The organism is Bacillus cereus group sp. BfR-BA-01441 (assembly GCF_022663075.1).
GTDB classification, from domain to species: domain Bacteria; phylum Bacillota; class Bacilli; order Bacillales; family Bacillaceae_G; genus Bacillus_A; species Bacillus_A cereus.
In genome coordinates this window covers 16,255-34,840 of the sequence record NZ_JAKUEU010000028.1, presented here as the reverse complement: position 1 = coordinate 34,840, position 18,586 = coordinate 16,255, and the positions used below count along the sequence as shown (strand labels likewise).

Below are 18,586 nucleotides of genomic sequence, written 5' to 3'. Positions count from 1 at the left end.
TTGTGAGGGAGGGGCTAAAATGCATGAAGAATATAAAGAGATAATAAAAAAATCAATTGAATATATAGAGAATCACTTACATGAGGAGCTTACAACAGAAAGAGTGGCATCTCACAGTGCAGTATCGATGTACCATTTTCATCGCATCTTTCAAAGATATGTTGGGATGAGTGTAACAGATTATATTCGAAAGAGAAGGTTAACTCATGCTGCGCAAGTTTTAGTGTCAACGGAGAGAGAGCTGTTATTGATATTGCAGTGCAATACGGTTTTTCCTCACAAGAGGCATTTACGAGAGCTTTTAAAAGAATGTTTCAATTGCCACCAAAGAAATATCGAAAGTACTTTCAGTCATTTTATATAGAAAGAGAGGGTGTTTCAATGCAAAAAGGTATACCGAAAGGATGGATCTTAAGTGGAAGTCATCCTGCTGAATATGAGATGGGTTTAGATTATGAAGTTGTCCATCAAGGAAAAGTATCTGCATACATAAAAGCAAAAGAGAATGTTACGCACGGAGGATTTTCAACATTAATGCAAATGTTCCGAGCGGATAAATATGTAGGGAAGAGATTACGTTTTACAGCATTTATTAAGAGTGAAAATGTAAGAGATTGGGCAGGATTGTGGATGCGAGTAGATGGAAAAGATACAGAACCGCTCGCTATGGATAATATGCAAAATCGCCCCATTAAAAATACGAATAACTGGCAATCGTACTCGGTTGTATTAGATATAAAAGAAGAAGCACTTGGTATTGCATTTGGTGTTTTATTATCAGGAGAAGGTTGTGTGTGGCTAGATAGTATTCGATTTGATGAAGTAGATGAAAAAATCCCTTCAACAGATTTGGCAGAGAACTTTTATGAAACACTTTTAGAAGATCCGGTGAATCTACAGTTTGAAGAAGTAGAAAAATAAAAACAAGGAGAAAAGATATGCTCAAATATGTAAAACTAATAAGTATTAGTTTAGTAATATCGTCTTGTATTATGGGAATTAATTATTTAGTTAGCTATCTTTGGTCAGGGCATATACCTTCTTTGACATGGAGAACATATTTGATGTTTGTGTTTATATTTATGATGAGTTTTGGTTCAATGCAAAAAGAAGGAAAAGAGGATTATTGACAATAGTCTTTTTCGCCTTTCTTTCATTAACACAAATGGTTGTAACTGTGCCACATGAAATGCTTTCTAAAACATATCAAACAATCAGTGAATTATTTCCTGCAACATATGCAGCGAATGGCTATTATACAATAATATTTGGAGGAGTTAGTTTAGAGAGAAATATTATTTCGTTATTAGTTATTGTATTGGTTACACAATCAGTAGCAGTGATGACTTTAGCTATAAAAGGAATGGTAAAGGGAAGAAGAAGCTCTGTAGTTAAAGAAGTATAAAATAAAAAGGTATCCTGGGTGGGATACCTTTTTATTAGCACTTATTATTTTGTAACTTCTGTCCACTTGTAGTTAAACTCACCACCGAAGTCAGTTGTTACAAGTCCTTTAATGAAAGAGCGTTGTAAGTAAGAACGGCCTTGTTGGTATAAAGGAGCGACAGCGCCGTCTTGTAATAGAATTTTTTCAGCTTGCTTCATTGCTTCAAAGCGTGCTTTTTCATCGCCAGCTAAATCTGTTTTCACTTTATGAATTAGCTCATCGTACTCTTTGTTAGAGTATTTATCGAAGTTATAAGCACTATCTGTTGTAAATAAATCTAAGAATGTAATTGGATCAGCGAAGTCAGGGCCCCAGCCGTCAATACCAATTTCATAGTCACCACTTAATAGTAGTTTTAGCTGTTGTTTACGTGGTTGTGGTTTTAAATTCACTGTTAATCCATCTAGGTTCTTTTCTAATTCACCTTTTAAATATTCACCAGTCTTTTTAGCTAAAGCATTGTCACTTGTTAATAGTTCGATTGTTACTTTGTCAGTACCAAGTTCTTGTTTTGCTTTTTTCCAGTTTTCTTTCGCTGTTTTCACATCATCCTTGACTAGATTTCCATTTTCTTTACGGAAGTCATTGCCTTCTGGGCTCTTTGCAAATTTCGCAGGAACCATTCCTTCAGCTGGAACAGCGCCGTTATTTAAGATTGTTTCTACGTAAGCTTTTTTATTCATTGCGCCGTTAATAGCAAGGCGTGCATGTTGATTTTTTAATGTTTCATTTTTCTGATTTAATCGTAAGAATTGAATGCCGACTTCAGCGCGTTCTTTGAAGTTTGGATCGCTCTTATATTTATCAACAAACTCTGCAGTTAAAGCAACACGATCAATTTGTCCTGAATCATATAAGTTCACTTCTGTAGACTTATCTTTAACGACATTGAAGTTGATTTTTTCTAATTTTACAGTTTTAGCATCCCAATAGTTAGGATTTTTCTTCAATTGGAAGCTTTGTTCATGTTTCCAGTTATCTAATGTGAAAGCACCGTTATAAATTAAATGATTTGTTTCTAAACCATATTTATCGCCTTGAGACTTTAAGTACTCTTCATTAATTGGTAAGAATGTTGAGAATGTAGTTAAGCTTAAGAAGTAGGGAACAGGACGGTCTAGTTGTACTTCTAACGTTTTATCATCAACAGCTTTGACCCCTAGTTGATCAATTGGCAATTGTTTTTGGTTTATTTGTTTCGCATTCTTTATATCGAAGAATAAGAATGCGTATTCAGCTGCTGTATCAGGATTTACGGCACGTTGCCAAGCGAAGGCAAAGTCCTTTGCTGTAACAGGAGTACCGTTTGACCATTTTGAATCACGGAGATGGAATGTATATTTTGTTTTATCGGGACTAATGTCAACCGACTCAGCGACACCAGGAACCGGTTTATTATCTTCTCCCATTGCATATAGCCCTTCAAAAACATTACGCATTACGTTCATGGATTCCCCATCCGTTGCTTTTGCAACATCCATTGTTGGAATTTCTGAAGCGAATGATAAGTTAATTGCCTGTTTATCAGGTGCTTTATCGTTTGCTTTCGCTCCGCTTGCATTATCTTTATTTCCCCCGCAAGCAGTTAGTAATAGACTTGCCCCTAAAACAGATGCAACAACAGGTACAACTTTTTTCTTCATTGTTCGTTCCTCCCTAAATGTGTTGTTCGTAACGTCATAATGTCCGTGTCTTGAAGTAGCTATAGAAGGAGATAAAACCTATTATAAATATTTGTTTATAGGTAATCAGGTGTTCTATATGTATATACATGTTGAACTATAATCTATCGTTATATGTTTCAACGTAGTAGACATTATATTTTGATGGTGAAATATTTTGTTTCTTTGATTATTTAGAATATTAACACTGAAAAGAACTATATGTCAATAATAAAAATAGATTGTTAATTTCTCAGAATAATATATTAAAAAAGCAGATTCTCATGTGTGAGAGAACCTATTTTTAATATGTTTTGCTAAAAAAACAATTGGTGTGGGCTAATAATAAGTGGGGATGAAGAAACCCCCACTTATTAAAGTTTCACTTTATTTTTCAATTTTTGCCCACTTGAAGTTTAATTGACCTGCAAAGTCTACTTGCACAATTCCTTTCACATAAGAACGTTCTAAATAAGATTCGCCTTTTTGGTAAAGAGGAGCGATAACAGAGTCTTTAAATAATATTTTCTCGGATGCTAGTAATGCTTCCCAGCGAGCTTTTTCATCACCAGCTAAAGTTGTTTTCACTTTTGCTATTGTTTCATCGAATTCCTTATTAGAGTAATGATCTAAGTTATAAGGGTTATTCGTTGTAAATAGCTCAAGGAATGTAATTGGATCCGCAAAGTCAGGGCTCCAGCCATCAATTCCGATTTCGTAGTCACCTTTTAATAAAAGCGAAACTTGTTGCTTACGCGGCTGAGGTTTTATATTTACTGTTAATCCATCTAGATTCTTTTCTAGTTGTCCTTTTAAGAATTCACCAGTTTTCTTATCAAGGTCAGCATCACTCGTTAATAATTCTAATGTTATCTTTTCAGAACCAAGCTCTTGTTTAGCTTTTTTCCATAACTCTTGTGCAGATTTTGTATCAACTTTTGTTAAATCGCCGTTTGCAGTACGGAAGTCTTTTCCTTCAGGTCCTTTTGCAAAGTTTTTTGGAACGAGACCAAATGTTGGTGTAGAGCCATCATTTAATAACGTATTTACAAAGGATTTTCTATCAATTGTTTGATCAATTGCTTGGCGTGCAGAAACGTTTTGAAGTACTTTGTTTTGTTGATTCATACGTAAAAATTGTACGCCTACGTTTGGACGTTCTTTAAAGTTAGCATCCTTTTTATATTTATCGACGAAGTCAGATGTTAGTTTTATACGATCTAATTGTTTTGACTCGAATAAATTTACTTCTGTTGATTTTTCTTTTACGACATTAAAATTGATTTCTTCTAGTTTGACAGTATCTTTATCCCAATAGGTAGGGTTCTTCTTAAATTTAAAGCTTTGTTCGTGCTTCCAATCGCTTAGTGTAAAAGCTCCATTGTACAAGAGTGTATTATCTTCTAAAGCGTACTTATCACCTTGTACTTTAAAGAATTCCTCATTAATTGGTAGAAATGTTGGGAACGCTGTTAAGCTAATAAAATAAGGAACAGGACGCTCTAATTCTACCTCAAACGTATGGTCATCAACTGCTTTTACACCAAGTTGGTCGGCTGGAAGTTCTTTGTTGTTAATTTTTGTTGCGTTTTTAATATCAAAGAATAAAAATGCATATTCAGAGGCTGTTGCTGGATCTACGGCACGTTGCCAAGCGAACACAAAATCTTTAGCTGTAACAGGAGTGCCGTTTGACCATTTTGAATCTCGCAAATGGAATGTGTATTTCGTTTTATCGCCACTTACTTCATGAGATTTTGCAACACCAGGAACAGGTTTGTTACCTTCACCAAGATTATACAAACCTTCAAATACGTTTCTCATTACTTGACCAGAATCAGTATCTGTAGCACGAGCCGTATCCATTGTTCGTATTTCAGTAGGTGAAGATAAGTTTAAAACCTGTTTACTAGGTGCCTCGTCTTTTGCATTTGCTCCGCTTGCTTCGTTTTTATAACTACCGCAACCAGTTAATAAAATACTTACTCCTACAACTGATGCAATACCGGGTACAAACTTCTTTTTCATTTGATTTTCCTCCTAAATAATTAAGTTTGGATGATGATGAGGGAAATGAAAAATAAAAAATCCCTCTTTTCATATTGAGAAAGAGGGATTTTTACGTACAAGTTATGCACCCGTATATAAACGAAGTCCCTCATTCTATCTTTCAAGCATAAAGCTTGCAGGAAGTGGCACAGTATTCAAAATGAACCTGCTGCCGAGGTTTCAAAGGGCCAGTCCCTCCACCTCTCTTGATACAATGAGTAAACGAATAAATTTTATTAATTTTTGTGTTTCTTTGATAATTCAAAATCTTACACCTTGAATAATGAAGTGTCAACTAAATGAAATATAGTTTAAATTTTCAGTTTTCTTAAATGAAAAAACCACTGCATATGGCAGTGGTTTTTCTACTAGAAGTTAAAGTTATCTGGATCTGGACCAACGCGACGATCTTCATTTAAAGCTTGAATTGCTTTCATATCATCAGCACTTAATTCAAAGTCGAAGATGTTTGCATTTTCAATAATGCGATGTTCTTTAATTGATTTAGGAATTGTTACAACTTCGTTTTGTAAATCCCAACGTAAAATAATTTGCGCAGTTGATTTATTATATTTTGTCGCAATTTCTTGTAACGTTGGATTATCTAGTAGTTGTCCTTGCATTAATGGTGACCAAGCTTCAAGCTGGATATTATGTTCTTTACAGAATGCATGTAACTCTTCTTGTGCTAAACGTGGGTGGTATTCCACTTGGTTGACCATTGGCTTAATTTCAGCAATTTCAAATACGTCTTGTAAGTGGTGAATGTGGAAATTACTCACACCGATAGCGCGAACACGGCCATCTTTATAAAGTGTTTCTAATGCTTTCCATGATTCAGTATATTTCCCTTTTACAGGCCAATGTACTAAATATAAATCTAAATATTCTAGACCTAATTTCTCTAATGTAGTTTCAAATGCTTGAAGTGTTGTTTCATATCCTTGATCGCTATTCCATACTTTTGAGGTAATAAATAATTCTTCACGTGAAACACCGGATTCACGAATCGCTTGCCCAACGCCTTCTTCATTTTGATAGATTGCTGCAGTATCGATGCTGCGGTAGCCATTTTTAATTGCTGCTTTTACAGAATTAATTACTTCTGAACCATCTTCTACTTTAAAAACACCTAAACCAAACCAAGGCATTTTTACACCGTTATGTAATGTTGTATAGTCTTTTAAACTTGTTAAAATCATATTATTTCCCCCTAGCTTTTTTGTTTGTTGCTTCTACTGCTTTTTGAATTGCCTCTGAAAAATTATATTCGTATAAAGTTTTGAGACCCTCAGCTGTGGAACCACCTGGCGTTGTTACTTGTTCGCGAAGGTTAGCTGGATTTTGCGTTTGTTCAAGCATAGAAGCAGAGCCAGAAATCATTTGAATGACAAGATGTTTTGCGGTTTCTTCATCAACTCCATAACTTTTTGTTGCTTCAATTAAGCTTTCAGCAAAGTAATAAAGGAAGGCTGGTGCACTTCCAGTAACTGCAGTAAGCTGATGAACTTCTTCCTCAGTACAAAGTTGCGAAGTACCAATACCTTTTAAAAGTAGTTGCAGGGTTTCTTGATGTATCTCGTTTACTGATTGTCCCATTGTATATAAGGAGATAGACTTTCCAATTTCAGCAGCTGTATTAGGCATAATCCAAGCAACAGGCGTGCCTTTTGGGAGTCTAGCTTCTAAATAAGATGGTCCAATGCCAGCTGCTACTGTTACGACTAGTTGATTTGATATTAACGGAGATAGCTCAGCTAATAACTCTTCATGAGCCGAAGGTGGCATTGCTAAAACAACCGTATCAACAGATGTAACATGCTGTTTCCAATCTGTTGTAGTATACACATTATATCGATGTTGTAACTGTTTTAGCTTTTCTATGTTGCTTCGGTTAGAGACGATAATTTCTTCGATGTACTCTTTGCTTGTTTTAAGTAATCCGGAAAATATAGCTTCTGCCATACGACCGGCACCAATAAATAAAATTCGATGTTTAGTTAGCATATCCTTTATTCCTTTCTAGTAGAGATATGTTATAAAAACGATATCATCTTTAAGAGAATTTTGTAAAAAGAAAAGACTTACCGTAGATGGAATGGATAATGAGAAGGAGGAAATTCATGGTAAAGGAAAGGGCTATTCCTTATACTGGTGATAGGGAATTTATTACACATCTGGGGAGAGATAAATATGGTTAGAAGTTCACTTTTTTTACTTGTTTCTAGTATTATTTGTGTATTAGTTGGATTGTATATTCAATCGAGTTATATTGAAATTTTCGCATCAATTATGGGGATCATTAATGTTTGGTTATTAGCGAGAGAAAAAGTATCCAACTTTTTATTTGGCATGATTACTGTTGCGGTATTTCTATACATTTTTATTACACAAGGTTTATATGCAATGGCAGTATTAGCCGCTTTTCAATTTATATTTAATGTATATGGTTGGTATTATTGGATTGCACGAAGTGGGGAGGGAGAGGTAAAAGCAACAGTTCGTTTAGATTTGAAAGGATGGACTTTTTATATAAGTTTTATTTTAGTTGCTTGGATTGGTTGGGGTTATTATCAAGTCCGTTATTTAGAGTCAACAAGTCCATATTTAGACGCTTTAAATGCCGTATTGGGACTAGTGGCTCAATTTATGTTAAGTCGAAAAATATTAGAAAACTGGCATTTATGGATTTTATATAACGTAGTTAGCATTGTAATTTATATTTCTACTGGTTTATACGTCATGCTAATATTAGCTATTATTAATCTCTTTATATGTGTAGCTGGTTTGCTAGAGTGGAAGAGCAATTATAAGGGGCAAGAACATACAAATAATTATATCTAGAAAATAATTAGAATTAAAAAACCCCTGAAGTACATATGCTTCAGGGGTTTACTAATAGAATATAAGATTATGCTTTTGTCATACCAAGTAATACAGCGCCGCCAATAATTAAAACACTACCGAGTGCAATAAAGATCAATTGACGTTTTGTTTTCTTTTCACCTAAGAATACAATCGCACCGAATGTTGAGATAACGATTCCAGTTTGAGATAATGGGAAGCTTGTTGCTACTCCAACACGTGGTAATGAAAGAAGTAAGAATAAGTTTCCAGTTCCCCATAGTAAACCAGACAAAGCATTACGGATTGCATATTTGTTAAATGGTTTATGTTTAGACGTCAGTACAACCGCACCAACAAACATACCAACTGCTTGTGGTAAAATAGCAGACCAACCATCGATATTATACCAACGAATAATAATTACATATACAAGATAGCCGAAAGTAGAAACAATTAAAGTAAGAAGTCCTTTTTTCAATTGTCCAGGTGGCTGAGCATTTTCTTTATCATCTAATGATGTGAATACAACACCAACTACGATTAATAGGATTGCAATCGTTCCCAGAATGATCGTTGTAGTAGTAGTCCACTCACGGAAAGCGATAACCCCAAAGATAGAAGTTGCAACAAGTTGCATACCAGTAGAAATCGTTACAGTAGTTGAAACACCTAGTTTTTCAACTGTTTTTAATTGGTTTACTTGTCCTAAAGCCCAGAATAAACCTGAAATAAAACCAACAATTAAGATTGTCATTGTTAAAGCTGGTTGAGTAAATACATACATAATTGTTGCGAAGAATAGAGCACCGATTGTCATACCTACCGTTTGGCTATATGCACCACCGCCCATTTTTACGCTTACTAATAAGATGTTTCCCCATGCAATTGCAGGAAGAAGCGCTAATAAAATGTCCATTACAAGACTCCCTTCGGTTTGCTATACCAATATAGTTACATATCGTTCTAACGATCGGTAATGCCCCACTAATAGAGTAGAAGATTACCGATCGCTAAAACAGGATGAAGAATTCACGATATAAATGCGTTTTCATTTCTTCATTTTTTGAAACACCTCCATATAATAACAGGAAATTGCCTATTTTAGAAAGTGAATTCAAATAAAATGTATATTTTAATAAGAGGTAAAATTCAGTTATTTCCCGATGGTATATTTTATTTCCTAAGAAATAAAGAAGCAGCTTCGAAAAAAGCTGCTTTAAGAGTTAGTAATTCTTTTATTAATAAGTTGAATACATAGTAGAAATACGAGTGACATACCGATAGTAATAACTACAAGTGTCCATGCGAGTTGCATATTACTTGCATCAATAGCCATGTAAATTGCAGTTGGGATTGTCTGTGTTTTACCAGGAATGTTCCCGGCAAACATAAGTGTAGCGCCAAATTCACCGAGCGCGCGGACAAAGCTCAAAATCATCCCGCTTAGTAAGGCAGGAAATGCGAGCGGAAGTGTAACGTGCAGAAAAACTTGATATTCACTTGCGCCAAGGTCACGAGCACTTTCTTCAATTTGTACATTTGCGATAGAAAATCCCGTTTTCGCTGATTGGTACATAAGCGGAAATGCAACAACTGTAGAAGCAATGATCGCAGCAGTAGATGTGAACATAATAGACTGCTGAAATAATGATTCAACCCACTTTCCGATCGGGCTGTTGTTTCCAAAGATGATAATGAGAAAGAAGCCGATAACAGTTGGTGGAAGTACCATTGGTAATAAAAATATGGTTTCTAATAGTACTTTATATCGCCATGAGGAGCGAGCTAGTGCTCGCCCGACAATTGTCCCTAAAATTGTAACGAGAATAGTGGCGCATGCAGCTACTCTTAAAGATAGAAAGACAGGCGATAAAATAGCATCAATGCTCATAGTAATTACGACAGGACTGTAAATCCATATTTTTTAAAGATAGATTGTGCATCTTTTGACTGCAAATACTCATAAAATGAAGTCGCCTCTTTCTTATGTTTAGATTCCTTTATAACACCTAAAGGATAGTGGATTGGCTCATGAGAAGTAGCTGCTGCTGTCTCACCAATCTTTACTTTATCCGAAATGAGAGCATCTGTTTTGTATACGATACCAGCATCGACATTCCCTGTTTCTACATATGTTAACACTTGGCGAACATCTTTTGTAAATATGACTTTATTTTGAACATCATTCCAAAGGTTTTCGTGTGTTAGAGAAGCCTTTGCATATTTGCCAGCAGGTACAGATTCAGGTGTACCAAGTGCAATTTTTTTGATTTTCTCATCTTTTAAATCTTGAAATTTTGTAAGAGAACTATCTTTAGGGATGACTAGAACTAGTTCATTTCCAAGAAGATTTTTCCCTTCTTTTTCATTAATGAATCCTTTTTTTACAAGGGTTTGGAATTTATCTTCTGCTGCTGAGAAGAATAAATCAGCAGGTGCACCTCGTTCAATTTGTTGTTGAAGTGCTCCAGAAGCACCGAAGTTAAAAGAAAGTTTGATATTTGGCTCTTTTTCTTTATATTGTTTTTCGATTTCTTTTAATGCATCTTGTAAGCTTGCAGCAGCTGAGATAGTCAGTTCAACTGTTTTATCCTCTTTAGCAGCTGACTTTGTATGCTTTTCCCCACTTGTACAAGCAGCGCTAAATATAAGAAGGAAAGAAAGTATAAGTGCCCCGATGGAACGTAATATAAATTTATTCATAAAAAAATCCCCTTTCATTTTGACACATCTAATTATAACTAAATATAACTAAATATAACTAGTTATAATTGAATATAATTTGAACATAAGTCTATTTTTAAAAAATAGGAGAAATATTCTTTTCTTTGTTACAATGAAAGGAGAAAGTGAGGAATCGTCTATGGATCATCATTCCTACACAACGGAAGAAGTAGCAAAGCGATTAAAAGTATCAAAATTAACTGTATACGACTTAATTAAAAAAGGAGAACTTCCTTCTTATAGAGTTGGTAGACAGATGCGCATTGATGCAGCAGATTTAGATCAATATATAAAGCAAATGAAAACAGGGAAAGTACAAGTTAATCCTGTAAAAAACGATGGTAGTAGTATCTTGAACACGTGTATTATTAGTGGTCAAGAACTAACGTTAGATATGTTAGCTAAACGTATAGAAAATCGTTTGCCAAGTTCTAATGTTTTAAGAGCGTATCAAGGTAGCTTAACGAGTTTAGTGAAAATGTATCAAGGAGAAGGAAGTATCGTTAGTTTGCATTTGTTTGATGGTGAAACGGGTACATATAATATTCCTTACGTAAAACGTATTTTAGTAGGACAGCCATGTCTTATGATTAATTTATTGTCCAGAAATGTAGGGTTTTATGTTCAAAAAGGAAATCCGAAGAAAATAAAGACATGGGCTGACATATCCGGGTCCACTATAAAGTTTGTGAATCGAGAAAAGGGTTCTGGTATTAGAGTGTTAGTGGATGAACAATTACGAATCCGAAAATTAAATAAAGCTGATATTAGTGGATATGAATGGGAAGAATCGAATCATCTTGGTGTTGCCACGCAAGTTGCAAATGGAAAAGCTGATGTAGGAGTAGGTTCAGAAAAGTTTTCGCAAATTGTAAATGTGGACTTTATTCCAATCATGAAAGAACAGTATGATTTAGTAATTTTGAAGAATAAAGAAAATGAAGAGCTGATTGAAGTTGTGAAAGACATTCTGCAATCGGAAGAATTTCATAATGAATTAAATGCGATTGGCGGATATGATATTACGAAAACAGGTCAAATTGTATATGAAATAAAGTGAAACTTTAATCAGTGTGGGGGTTCTTCATCCCCCACTGATTATTAGCCTTCACCAATCGGACTTTTATAGGCAGCCCGACCCTCACCTAACTTCTTTGCTTTCGCTGAATTTTGAGGTGGGGGTCTTACTGCCCATTAAAGCGGGACAAACTAAAAAGCTGCTTGTCTATAAGACGAGCAGCTTTTTCTATATATAAAGGGGTTTGGGGAAACAAAGTGTTAAATAAGACCTTGAGCAAGTGTATAAATGAAAGCCGTAAGAAGAGTAGCTCCACTTGCAAGTCCGATAAAGTCTGATTTGTTGAAAGTAATGTTGTTCATTATAATCTCTCCTTATTTGTTTAATGTAGTTGCAACAGCTTTTGCATCGACAAGTGCGGATAGCACCATGCCCATTGTATTTAAAAATTTATTTGATTTCATATTGTTCATCATGCGTATCCGCTCCTTTTCGAATAGTTGTTGCCCTGCTTATGTCTTAATTATAGGGAATATGGATACTTCCAACTATCGAATTAGCTTACGAAAGACTTACACTTTTGTAAGAAAAAAAGACATTCATGTAAGAATGTCTTTCACAGCATATTGATATGATGATGGTCTTCAATTGTTTTTAAAAAACTACGCATTGAATTCGTCATATAGCTATCTTTACGGCGTATGAAAACCGTTGAAATACTGCCGTATTTTTCAGGGATTGCATGACAATGTACCTTACCTGCTTTAGAAAGATGATGGACAGCAGACTGTGGTACGAGTGTAATTCCGAGACCGAGTGCAACACTGTTTAATATTGTCTCTAATATATTGAATTCCATAATTCTTTTTGGTAGCAAACCTTCGTCTTTAAGCCAACGTTCTAGTTTGGAGCGGTATCCACATCCTTGGTTAAAAACGAGTAGAGGCGTTGTTGTAAATTCTTCTATATGAAAGGCTTTATTTTGTGTTATAAGCATTAATTTCTCTGTACTAACATCGTATTGTTCGATTAGTGGATGTTTAATAGGACCTGATATAAAGGCGCCATCTAATTGATGATCAAGTACTTCTCTAATTAATTCTTCTGTTAGACCCGCTTGTAATGATAAATCGACATTCGGATAGCTTTTATAGTAAGAAGATAAAATGGTAGGCAGTGTACTTACTGTTTCGACTGTACCGATTTTTAATATACCAGAAGGTGTTTCGCTATCTAAAAATACTTGTTTTAGTTCGTCGACATCTTGCAAAATTTTACTAACATAAACGAGCATTTTTCTTCCTTCAGCTGTTAAAGTCATTCCTCGTTTATGGCGGTAAAAGAGTGGGGTTTTTAATTCGTTTTCTAGTTGTTTAATACGTGCAGTTACATTTGATTGTACATAATTTAATTCCTTTGCTGCGCTACTTACACTACCCTGATCGGCAACGCTTTTAAAGATTTGTAAGTCTCTTAATTCCATTTTGTAATCCCCCTTGATGTTAACTATCATTATAAATGATAGTTAACATCATTTTGAATCATTTTACGTGATATATTTTTTCTTTTACAATTCTCTTTGTGCAAATAGAAAGAAACGGGGGATTGCGGTGAGAAGAGGTCAAATGATAATAGGGGCTTTGGCGTGTTTAATTGCGAGTATGTCATGGGGAGCGATGTTTCCAGTTGCTGATCATGCGCTAGAATACATAGATCCATTTTATTTTTCGCTTATTCGCTATGGAGCAGTGGCGATAATGCTGATTGTATTGTTGTTAGTGAAAGAAGGAAAACAGGCATTTTGTTTAGAGGGAAGAGGAAAGTTACTCGTCTTTTTTGGAACGATGGCATTTACAGTATATAATGTCCTCATATTTTTAGGGCAAATGTTAATGGGTAAGTCGGGTGTAATGGTAGCTTCCATTATGGAAGCACTTATGCCGATGATTTCTATTTGTATTTTATGGGGATATAAGCATATAAAACCGAAGAAGTATATGATAACGAGTATGGTTATTGCTTTTGTAGGAGCTGTGTTTGTTATTACAAAAGGTGACATGAGTTTCTTTGTAACATTGAAAGATAATATGTTCCCATTAGCATTTATATTTATTGGTGTTGTAGGGTGGGTTATTTATACGATGGGTGGTCAAACTTGTAGTGATTGGTCAACGTTACGTTATTCTACGTTGACGTGTGTATTCGGTACGACTGTTACAGCGATTATAACGGTAATTATTACGTCGCTTGGATATATTTCAGTTCCAAGTATGGGAACGATTTCTATTGTGAAATATGATTTGTTATTCATGATGACATTGCCAGGTATTGTAGCGCTACTTGCTTGGAACTATGGTGTGAAAATTTTATCATCCATTAATGGGATTTTATTTATTAATTTTGTACCAATTACGACTTTAGCTATTATGATGATGCAAGGGTATCAAATCACAATGTTTGATATTATAGGGACTGTACTTGTTATTGCAGCGCTTATTCGCAATAACGTTTGCCAGAGAAAAGAAGAAAATATAAATAAGAGAGTTTTACAAGAAGAACAATTACGTCAAGCTGTTTAATAGGCAAATGGAGGATTTCACATGTTAGAAAGTTTATTGTTTTTCTTCGCCGTCGGAGTTGCCTGTGAGCTTGCAGCAATTAATCGAAATGGTCGTAAAAAGATAAAACAACAAGCTGAGCTGATACAGCTTTTAAAAGAATTGAAAGAAAGAAAAAATTAAAAAGACGATCGGGCATAGACGGTCGTCTTTTTCTATATAAAGGGGAAAGGGGACACAAAGTTATACAAGCGTAGCAGCGTAAATGAAAGCAGTAAGAAGAAGAGAGCCGCTAGCTAATCCTAAAAAATCTAATTTGTTAAAAGTAATGTTATTCATAATACATTCTCCTTACTTGTTTAATGCAGAAGCAACAGCTTTTGCATCGAAAAGAGCCGATAATACCATGCCCATTGTATTTAAGAAATTGTTCGTTTTCATTTTGTTCATCATATTGATCCACTCCTTTTCGAATAATTGTTGCCCTGTTTCTGACTTAATTGTATGAAATATAGTAAGAAGTAACTATCGAATTAGCTTACAAGAAAATTACACTTTTGTAAGAATTGAAATTTAACAATTCATCCTTAATTTTATTACCAACTCCTAAAACTTAGTGTTATAATTATTATAAGAATATGATTATACTTCGGATGTTTAGAAAGGAACGAAATAAATGTATAAACCAATTACATTTTTGTTGAAATATATATTTAAAACAGCTGGGAAAGTAGAAGTACAAGGAAGAGAAAAGCTACCAGAAGGTGGACCCTATGTTGTTGCATGTACACATACAAGTTTTATGGATGTATTAATGTTAGCTACAGGGATGTATCCAACTCAAATTCATTACATGGCCAAAAAAGAATTATTTGAAGGGAAATTCAAAAATTGGTTCTTTAAAAATGTAAATGCATTCCCTGTAGATCGTGCGAATCCAGGACCAAGTACACTTAAAATTCCATCACGTTTATTAAAAGAAGGAAAGGTAGTAGGGATTTTTCCGAGTGGAACAAGATCAGCGGAAGATGTTTCATTAAAAGCGGGTGCTGTGACAATTGCGATGCGTTCCAATGTTCCGTTAGTACCAGCAGCTTATGTTGGTCCATCAAGTGTAAAAGAATTAATAAAGGGGAAAAAGGCACAATTGATTTTTGGAGATCCAATTCAAATTGAGGCTGGAGAACAAATAGATCGAAAAACCGCTATGAAAATGATGACGGATCAATTAAATGAGAAGTTTGAGGAGTTAAAAGAAGCTTTGCAATCAAATCAAAAATAAGAAAAGACGACCGGGCATAGACGGTCGTCTTTTCTATTACTATTTATAATAAAGGGGAAAGGGGACACAAAGTTATACAAGCGTAGCGGCGTAAATAAAAGCAGTAAGAAGAATCGAGCCACTAGCTAGTCCTAAAAAATCTAATTTGTTAAAAGTGATGTTATTCATAATACATTCTCCTTACTTGTTTAATGTAGAAGCAACAGCTTTTGCGTCGATAAGAGCGGAAAATACCATGCCCATTGTATGTAAGAAATTGTTCGTTTTTATTTTGTTCATCATATTAATCCGCTCCTTTTCGAATAGTTGTTACCTTGTTTCTGACTTAATTGTATGAAATGTTGCGGAAAGTCACTATCGAATTAGCTTACAGAAAAATTACACTTTTGTAAGAGAAACGAATGAAGGTGTAATGATAAGAAGATTTGACATATGTTCATGAGATTCATTAAGTTAAAGGTAGAGGTGAGTGTATGGCTAATATTAAAGATATTGCAAAGATGGCGGGAGTTTCAGTTACGACTGTTTCGAGAGTGTTGAATGATCACCCATATGTAAGTGAAGAAAAAAGAAAAGCGGTTATAGAGATAGTTGAGAAATTGAATTACTCGCAAAACGCAAATGCTGTTCATTTATCAAAAGGAAAAACGAATATTGTTGGTGTGATTTTACCGTATATTAATCATCCGTGTTTTGATGCGATGGTGAGCGGAATGATGGAGACTGCGTTAGCGCATAATTACAGGGTGCTACTTTGCCAAACGAATTATAATAAAAAAGAAGAAATGAAAAGTTTACATATGTTAAAAACAAAACAATTGGATGGTCTTATTATTTGTTCACGTGCAAATGATTGGGAAACGATAGAACCGTATGCTTCTTACGGCGCAATAATTGCTTGTGAAGACAATGATATTTCAAACATCTCAAGTGTATATACGAATCATTCAGCGGCCTTTCAATTAGGAATGGATTATTTGATTGAGAAAGGTTATAAAAAAATTGGTTATTGTACGGGAAGAAAATTAGGGCCGAGTAGTCAAAAGCGTTTTGATGTTTATAAACAGCAATTGCAATCTATAGACGAAGAGGTTAATGAAGAATGGATTTTTACAGAATGTTTTACACTAGAAGATGGTGTAAAAGTGGCTCATAAGTTAAAAGAGATGCAGGATCTTCCTGAAGCATTAATAGTAGCAGGTGATGAAGTTGCGATTGGGGTTATGACAGAGGTTGAAAAATTAGGGATTCAAGTTCCTGAGGATTTAGCGATTATTGGCTTTGATAATCAACCTATCTCGCAAGTGTTACAATTGACAACTATTGATCAAAATTTAAAGGAGATAGGGAAAACTGCTTTTGAAATGTTGCATAGAAAAGTGAATGACGAGAGTTCTGAACAAGAAAAGCTGGAAATTCCATACGAACTTGTGGAACGCTCTACAGTTTAATCGTAATCCGTTATGTGTATAATCGCATAACGGATTATTTTTTTGAAATATCTTTGACAGGAAACGCGTTTCATACTTTATAAAGGAGTTAAACCGGTCTGTAATAATCCATGGATTCTTTTCAAGTGTTAATGCAGTGAATAGAATTTGGAGGAATATGCATGAATGAACTTTTATCGAGTATGAAAAAGTATGTAGATGATGATGAAAAGATTCTGGCTTTTGTGGTAGGGATATTTGAGAAGGATAATTTTATATTATCGTATCAACATGGGGTTTTTGTTGCCACTACTAGACGTCTCCTTTTTTACGGGAAATTTCCGTACTATTCTTCAACATTTAAAGAGTATTCATATTTGTATATAGATAGCATAGATTTTCATCCGTATTTTGAATTTACTTGTAGTCATGAAACCATTCGCGCTAAGTATATTCGGAAAGGGAATGTGGAGCGATTTGTCCGTGCAGTTAGAGCAAATATGAATAATTAATCAACCCTCTGTTTAAACATAATATTTCAATTTTTAAGAGGGAAAATGCGGAATAAAAACCACTTCTAAACCTCTAGGAGATAGTGATACAATGTCAAATGGGGGGAGGGTATGAACTATGGTTAATCAACGTATAAAGGAAATAACACTAATTACAATTGGTTCATTATTATTCGCAATTGGTATTAATTACTTTGCAATTCCAAACCGTTTATCGGAAGGTGGAATTATTGGTTTAACGGTTGTTACGTACTACTTATTTGATTGGTCACCAGGAATTGTGAACTTTGCTATAAATGCAATTTTACTAGCTGTTGGTTATAAATTTTTTGATAAGAAAACAATGATTTATACAATTTTAGGGATTGTAGAAACATCTTTGTTTTTATACGTTACAGAACATATTGAGTATCATGTAAATAGTGATACATTATTAGCAGCTTTATTTGCTGGTTTATTTGTGGGAATTGGATTAGGTTGTATGTTCAAAGCCGGAGGTACATCGGGAGGATCAGCAATCTTAGCTCAGTTAGCAAATCAATATTTAGGTTGGAGTGTAGGTAAAGGCGTACTAATTATTGATATTGTTGTAATTGCTGGTTCTGTATTTATAATAGGGCAAGAAAAGGCGATGTATACACTTGTGGCTGTGTTCATTGGAGCGAAGGTGATTGATTTCATTGTAGAAGGAATGGACACAAAAACGGCTGTTACGATTATTTCGAATCAACCAGATTTAATTCGTGAAGCTATTACGAAAAATATGACACGCGGTGTTACTGTATTAGAAGGGCGCGGCGGATATACTGGTAAAAATAAAGAAGTTTTATATGTTGTTATTAATAAACAAGAGCTTGTTAAGTTAAAACAAGTTATTAGCCGGGTAGATGAAGATGCTTTCGTTGTTATACATGATGTACGTGATGTACTTGGCGGTGGCTTTAAAGCAAGCTAAAAGGTGAACGAGCAAATTCGTTCACCTTTTTTAATTCTTACAAAAATGTAAGTGTAATGTAATGAGATTCAATAGTAGATTTTATTCCCCCTTTTTAAAATGG

Annotated in this window: 23 protein-coding genes and 1 riboswitch; of the genes, 12 read left to right on the top strand and 11 right to left on the bottom strand. The window is 34.7% G+C overall.

Features of this window, described 5'->3' with window-relative positions:
* Nucleotides 1-19: 19 nt before the first annotated feature.
* The 4 genes from MR107_RS14010 to MR107_RS13995 are packed head-to-tail and all read left to right on the top strand — an operon-like array spanning nucleotide 20 to nucleotide 1,405.
* On the top strand, nucleotides 20-364 hold the full coding sequence (locus MR107_RS14010; protein WP_242292457.1) for a helix-turn-helix domain-containing protein: 345 nt from the start codon (nucleotides 20-22) through the stop codon (nucleotides 362-364).
* Entirely contained in the window at nucleotides 259-921 is a 663-nt protein-coding gene (locus tag MR107_RS14005) for a helix-turn-helix domain-containing protein (protein ID WP_242292456.1), read from the top strand. Before MR107_RS14010 ends, MR107_RS14005 begins: the two co-directional genes overlap by 106 nt.
* 17 nt (nucleotides 922-938) lie before the next feature.
* The gene (locus MR107_RS14000; RefSeq protein ID WP_000922547.1) at nucleotides 939-1,130 is read left to right on the top strand and encodes a hypothetical protein; all 192 of its coding nucleotides are present in this window, start codon (nucleotides 939-941) and stop codon (nucleotides 1,128-1,130) included.
* The gene (locus MR107_RS13995) at nucleotides 1,127-1,405 is read left to right on the top strand and encodes a hypothetical protein (protein ID WP_000156944.1); all 279 of its coding nucleotides are present in this window, start codon (nucleotides 1,127-1,129) and stop codon (nucleotides 1,403-1,405) included. The genes MR107_RS14000 and MR107_RS13995 overlap by 4 nt, the downstream gene beginning before the upstream one ends.
* Before the next feature lie 44 nt (nucleotides 1,406-1,449).
* On the opposite strand, the gene MR107_RS13990 is transcribed toward MR107_RS13995, so the two are convergent.
* The 4 genes from MR107_RS13990 to proC all read right to left on the bottom strand — a co-directional run bounded on the left by MR107_RS13990 (nucleotide 1,450) and on the right by proC (nucleotide 7,164).
* Complete coding sequence (locus MR107_RS13990; RefSeq protein ID WP_242292455.1) at nucleotides 1,450-3,090, bottom strand: peptide ABC transporter substrate-binding protein; 1,641 nt, start codon at nucleotides 3,088-3,090, stop codon at nucleotides 1,450-1,452.
* Between the two features lie 405 nt (nucleotides 3,091-3,495).
* Nucleotides 3,496-5,136: a peptide ABC transporter substrate-binding protein gene (locus tag MR107_RS13985; RefSeq protein WP_242292454.1), complete on the bottom strand. Its 1,641-nt coding sequence runs from the start codon at nucleotides 5,134-5,136 to the stop codon at nucleotides 3,496-3,498.
* Nucleotides 5,137-5,268: 132 nt separating this feature from the next.
* A riboswitch (SAM riboswitch) is annotated at nucleotides 5,269-5,373 on the bottom strand.
* A 152-nt stretch (nucleotides 5,374-5,525) separates the two neighbouring features.
* Nucleotides 5,526-6,359, bottom strand: a complete 834-nt coding sequence (locus tag MR107_RS13980) for an aldo/keto reductase (RefSeq protein WP_242292453.1) — start codon at nucleotides 6,357-6,359, stop codon at nucleotides 5,526-5,528.
* A gap of 1 nt (nucleotide 6,360) precedes the next feature.
* Nucleotides 6,361-7,164 carry a pyrroline-5-carboxylate reductase gene (gene proC, locus MR107_RS13975; RefSeq protein WP_242292452.1) on the bottom strand — a complete coding sequence of 268 codons (804 nt, stop codon included), beginning with the start codon at nucleotides 7,162-7,164 and terminating at the stop codon, nucleotides 6,361-6,363.
* A gap of 186 nt (nucleotides 7,165-7,350) precedes the next feature.
* Here proC and pnuC point away from each other — a divergent pair, with 186 nt between their 5' ends.
* Nucleotides 7,351-8,001: a nicotinamide riboside transporter PnuC gene (pnuC, locus tag MR107_RS13970; protein WP_226368416.1), complete on the top strand. Its 651-nt coding sequence runs from the start codon at nucleotides 7,351-7,353 to the stop codon at nucleotides 7,999-8,001.
* A 67-nt stretch (nucleotides 8,002-8,068) separates the two neighbouring features.
* Here pnuC and MR107_RS13965 read toward each other — a convergent pair whose 3' ends face one another.
* The 3 genes from MR107_RS13965 to modA form a co-directional block, all read right to left on the bottom strand.
* Entirely contained in the window at nucleotides 8,069-8,920 is an 852-nt protein-coding gene (locus tag MR107_RS13965; protein WP_000353544.1) for a GRP family sugar transporter, read from the bottom strand.
* Nucleotides 8,921-9,220: 300 nt separating this feature from the next.
* Complete coding sequence (gene modB / locus MR107_RS13960) at nucleotides 9,221-9,895, bottom strand: molybdate ABC transporter permease subunit (protein WP_000020526.1); 675 nt, start codon at nucleotides 9,893-9,895, stop codon at nucleotides 9,221-9,223.
* 5 nt (nucleotides 9,896-9,900) lie between these two features.
* Nucleotides 9,901-10,707, bottom strand: coding sequence for a molybdate ABC transporter substrate-binding protein (gene modA, locus MR107_RS13955; protein ID WP_242292451.1), 807 nt, complete (start codon nucleotides 10,705-10,707; stop codon nucleotides 9,901-9,903).
* 160 nt (nucleotides 10,708-10,867) lie between these two features.
* On the opposite strand from modA, the gene MR107_RS13950 reads away from it, so the two are divergent.
* The gene (locus MR107_RS13950; RefSeq protein ID WP_002180310.1) at nucleotides 10,868-11,788 is read left to right on the top strand and encodes a substrate-binding domain-containing protein; all 921 of its coding nucleotides are present in this window, start codon (nucleotides 10,868-10,870) and stop codon (nucleotides 11,786-11,788) included.
* 218 nt (nucleotides 11,789-12,006) lie between these two features.
* Here the strand turns inward: MR107_RS13950 and MR107_RS13945 are convergent, their stop codons facing one another.
* Both MR107_RS13945 and MR107_RS13940 read right to left on the bottom strand, forming a co-directional pair.
* On the bottom strand, nucleotides 12,007-12,108 hold the full coding sequence (locus MR107_RS13945; RefSeq protein ID WP_001060017.1) for a DUF3948 family protein: 102 nt from the start codon (nucleotides 12,106-12,108) through the stop codon (nucleotides 12,007-12,009).
* 254 nt (nucleotides 12,109-12,362) lie between these two features.
* Nucleotides 12,363-13,229 (bottom strand): LysR family transcriptional regulator, encoded by an 867-nt coding sequence (locus tag MR107_RS13940; protein WP_000423031.1) that lies wholly within the window; start codon nucleotides 13,227-13,229, stop codon nucleotides 12,363-12,365.
* 127 nt (nucleotides 13,230-13,356) lie between these two features.
* Here MR107_RS13940 and MR107_RS13935 point away from each other — a divergent pair, with 127 nt between their 5' ends.
* Together MR107_RS13935 and MR107_RS13930 are read left to right on the top strand one after the other, a co-directional pair.
* Nucleotides 13,357-14,325 carry a DMT family transporter gene (locus MR107_RS13935; protein WP_002180311.1) on the top strand — a complete coding sequence of 323 codons (969 nt, stop codon included), beginning with the start codon at nucleotides 13,357-13,359 and terminating at the stop codon, nucleotides 14,323-14,325.
* A 21-nt stretch (nucleotides 14,326-14,346) separates the two neighbouring features.
* Nucleotides 14,347-14,487: a YrzO family protein gene (locus MR107_RS13930; RefSeq protein WP_000894065.1), complete on the top strand. Its 141-nt coding sequence runs from the start codon at nucleotides 14,347-14,349 to the stop codon at nucleotides 14,485-14,487.
* Nucleotides 14,488-14,547: 60 nt separating this feature from the next.
* Here the strand turns inward: MR107_RS13930 and MR107_RS13925 are convergent, their stop codons facing one another.
* Nucleotides 14,548-14,643 carry a DUF3948 family protein gene (locus MR107_RS13925; RefSeq protein WP_001060007.1) on the bottom strand — a complete coding sequence of 32 codons (96 nt, stop codon included), beginning with the start codon at nucleotides 14,641-14,643 and terminating at the stop codon, nucleotides 14,548-14,550.
* Nucleotides 14,644-14,980: 337 nt separating this feature from the next.
* Between MR107_RS13925 and MR107_RS13920 the strand changes: the two genes are divergently transcribed.
* Nucleotides 14,981-15,586, top strand: a complete 606-nt coding sequence (locus MR107_RS13920) for a lysophospholipid acyltransferase family protein (protein WP_000277778.1) — start codon at nucleotides 14,981-14,983, stop codon at nucleotides 15,584-15,586.
* Nucleotides 15,587-15,658: 72 nt separating this feature from the next.
* Here MR107_RS13920 and MR107_RS13915 read toward each other — a convergent pair whose 3' ends face one another.
* Nucleotides 15,659-15,754, bottom strand: a complete 96-nt coding sequence (locus tag MR107_RS13915; RefSeq protein WP_001059999.1) for a DUF3948 family protein — start codon at nucleotides 15,752-15,754, stop codon at nucleotides 15,659-15,661.
* A 305-nt stretch (nucleotides 15,755-16,059) separates the two neighbouring features.
* Between MR107_RS13915 and MR107_RS13910 the strand changes: the two genes are divergently transcribed.
* The 3 genes from MR107_RS13910 (at nucleotide 16,060) to MR107_RS13900 (ending at nucleotide 18,483) form a co-directional block, all read left to right on the top strand.
* Complete coding sequence (locus MR107_RS13910; RefSeq protein ID WP_001273903.1) at nucleotides 16,060-17,037, top strand: LacI family DNA-binding transcriptional regulator; 978 nt, start codon at nucleotides 16,060-16,062, stop codon at nucleotides 17,035-17,037.
* Nucleotides 17,038-17,198: 161 nt separating this feature from the next.
* Nucleotides 17,199-17,528, top strand: a complete 330-nt coding sequence (locus MR107_RS13905; protein ID WP_226368415.1) for a PH domain-containing protein — start codon at nucleotides 17,199-17,201, stop codon at nucleotides 17,526-17,528.
* A 118-nt stretch (nucleotides 17,529-17,646) separates the two neighbouring features.
* Complete coding sequence (locus tag MR107_RS13900) at nucleotides 17,647-18,483, top strand: YitT family protein (RefSeq protein ID WP_000248045.1); 837 nt, start codon at nucleotides 17,647-17,649, stop codon at nucleotides 18,481-18,483.
* Nucleotides 18,484-18,586 lie beyond the last annotated feature (103 nt).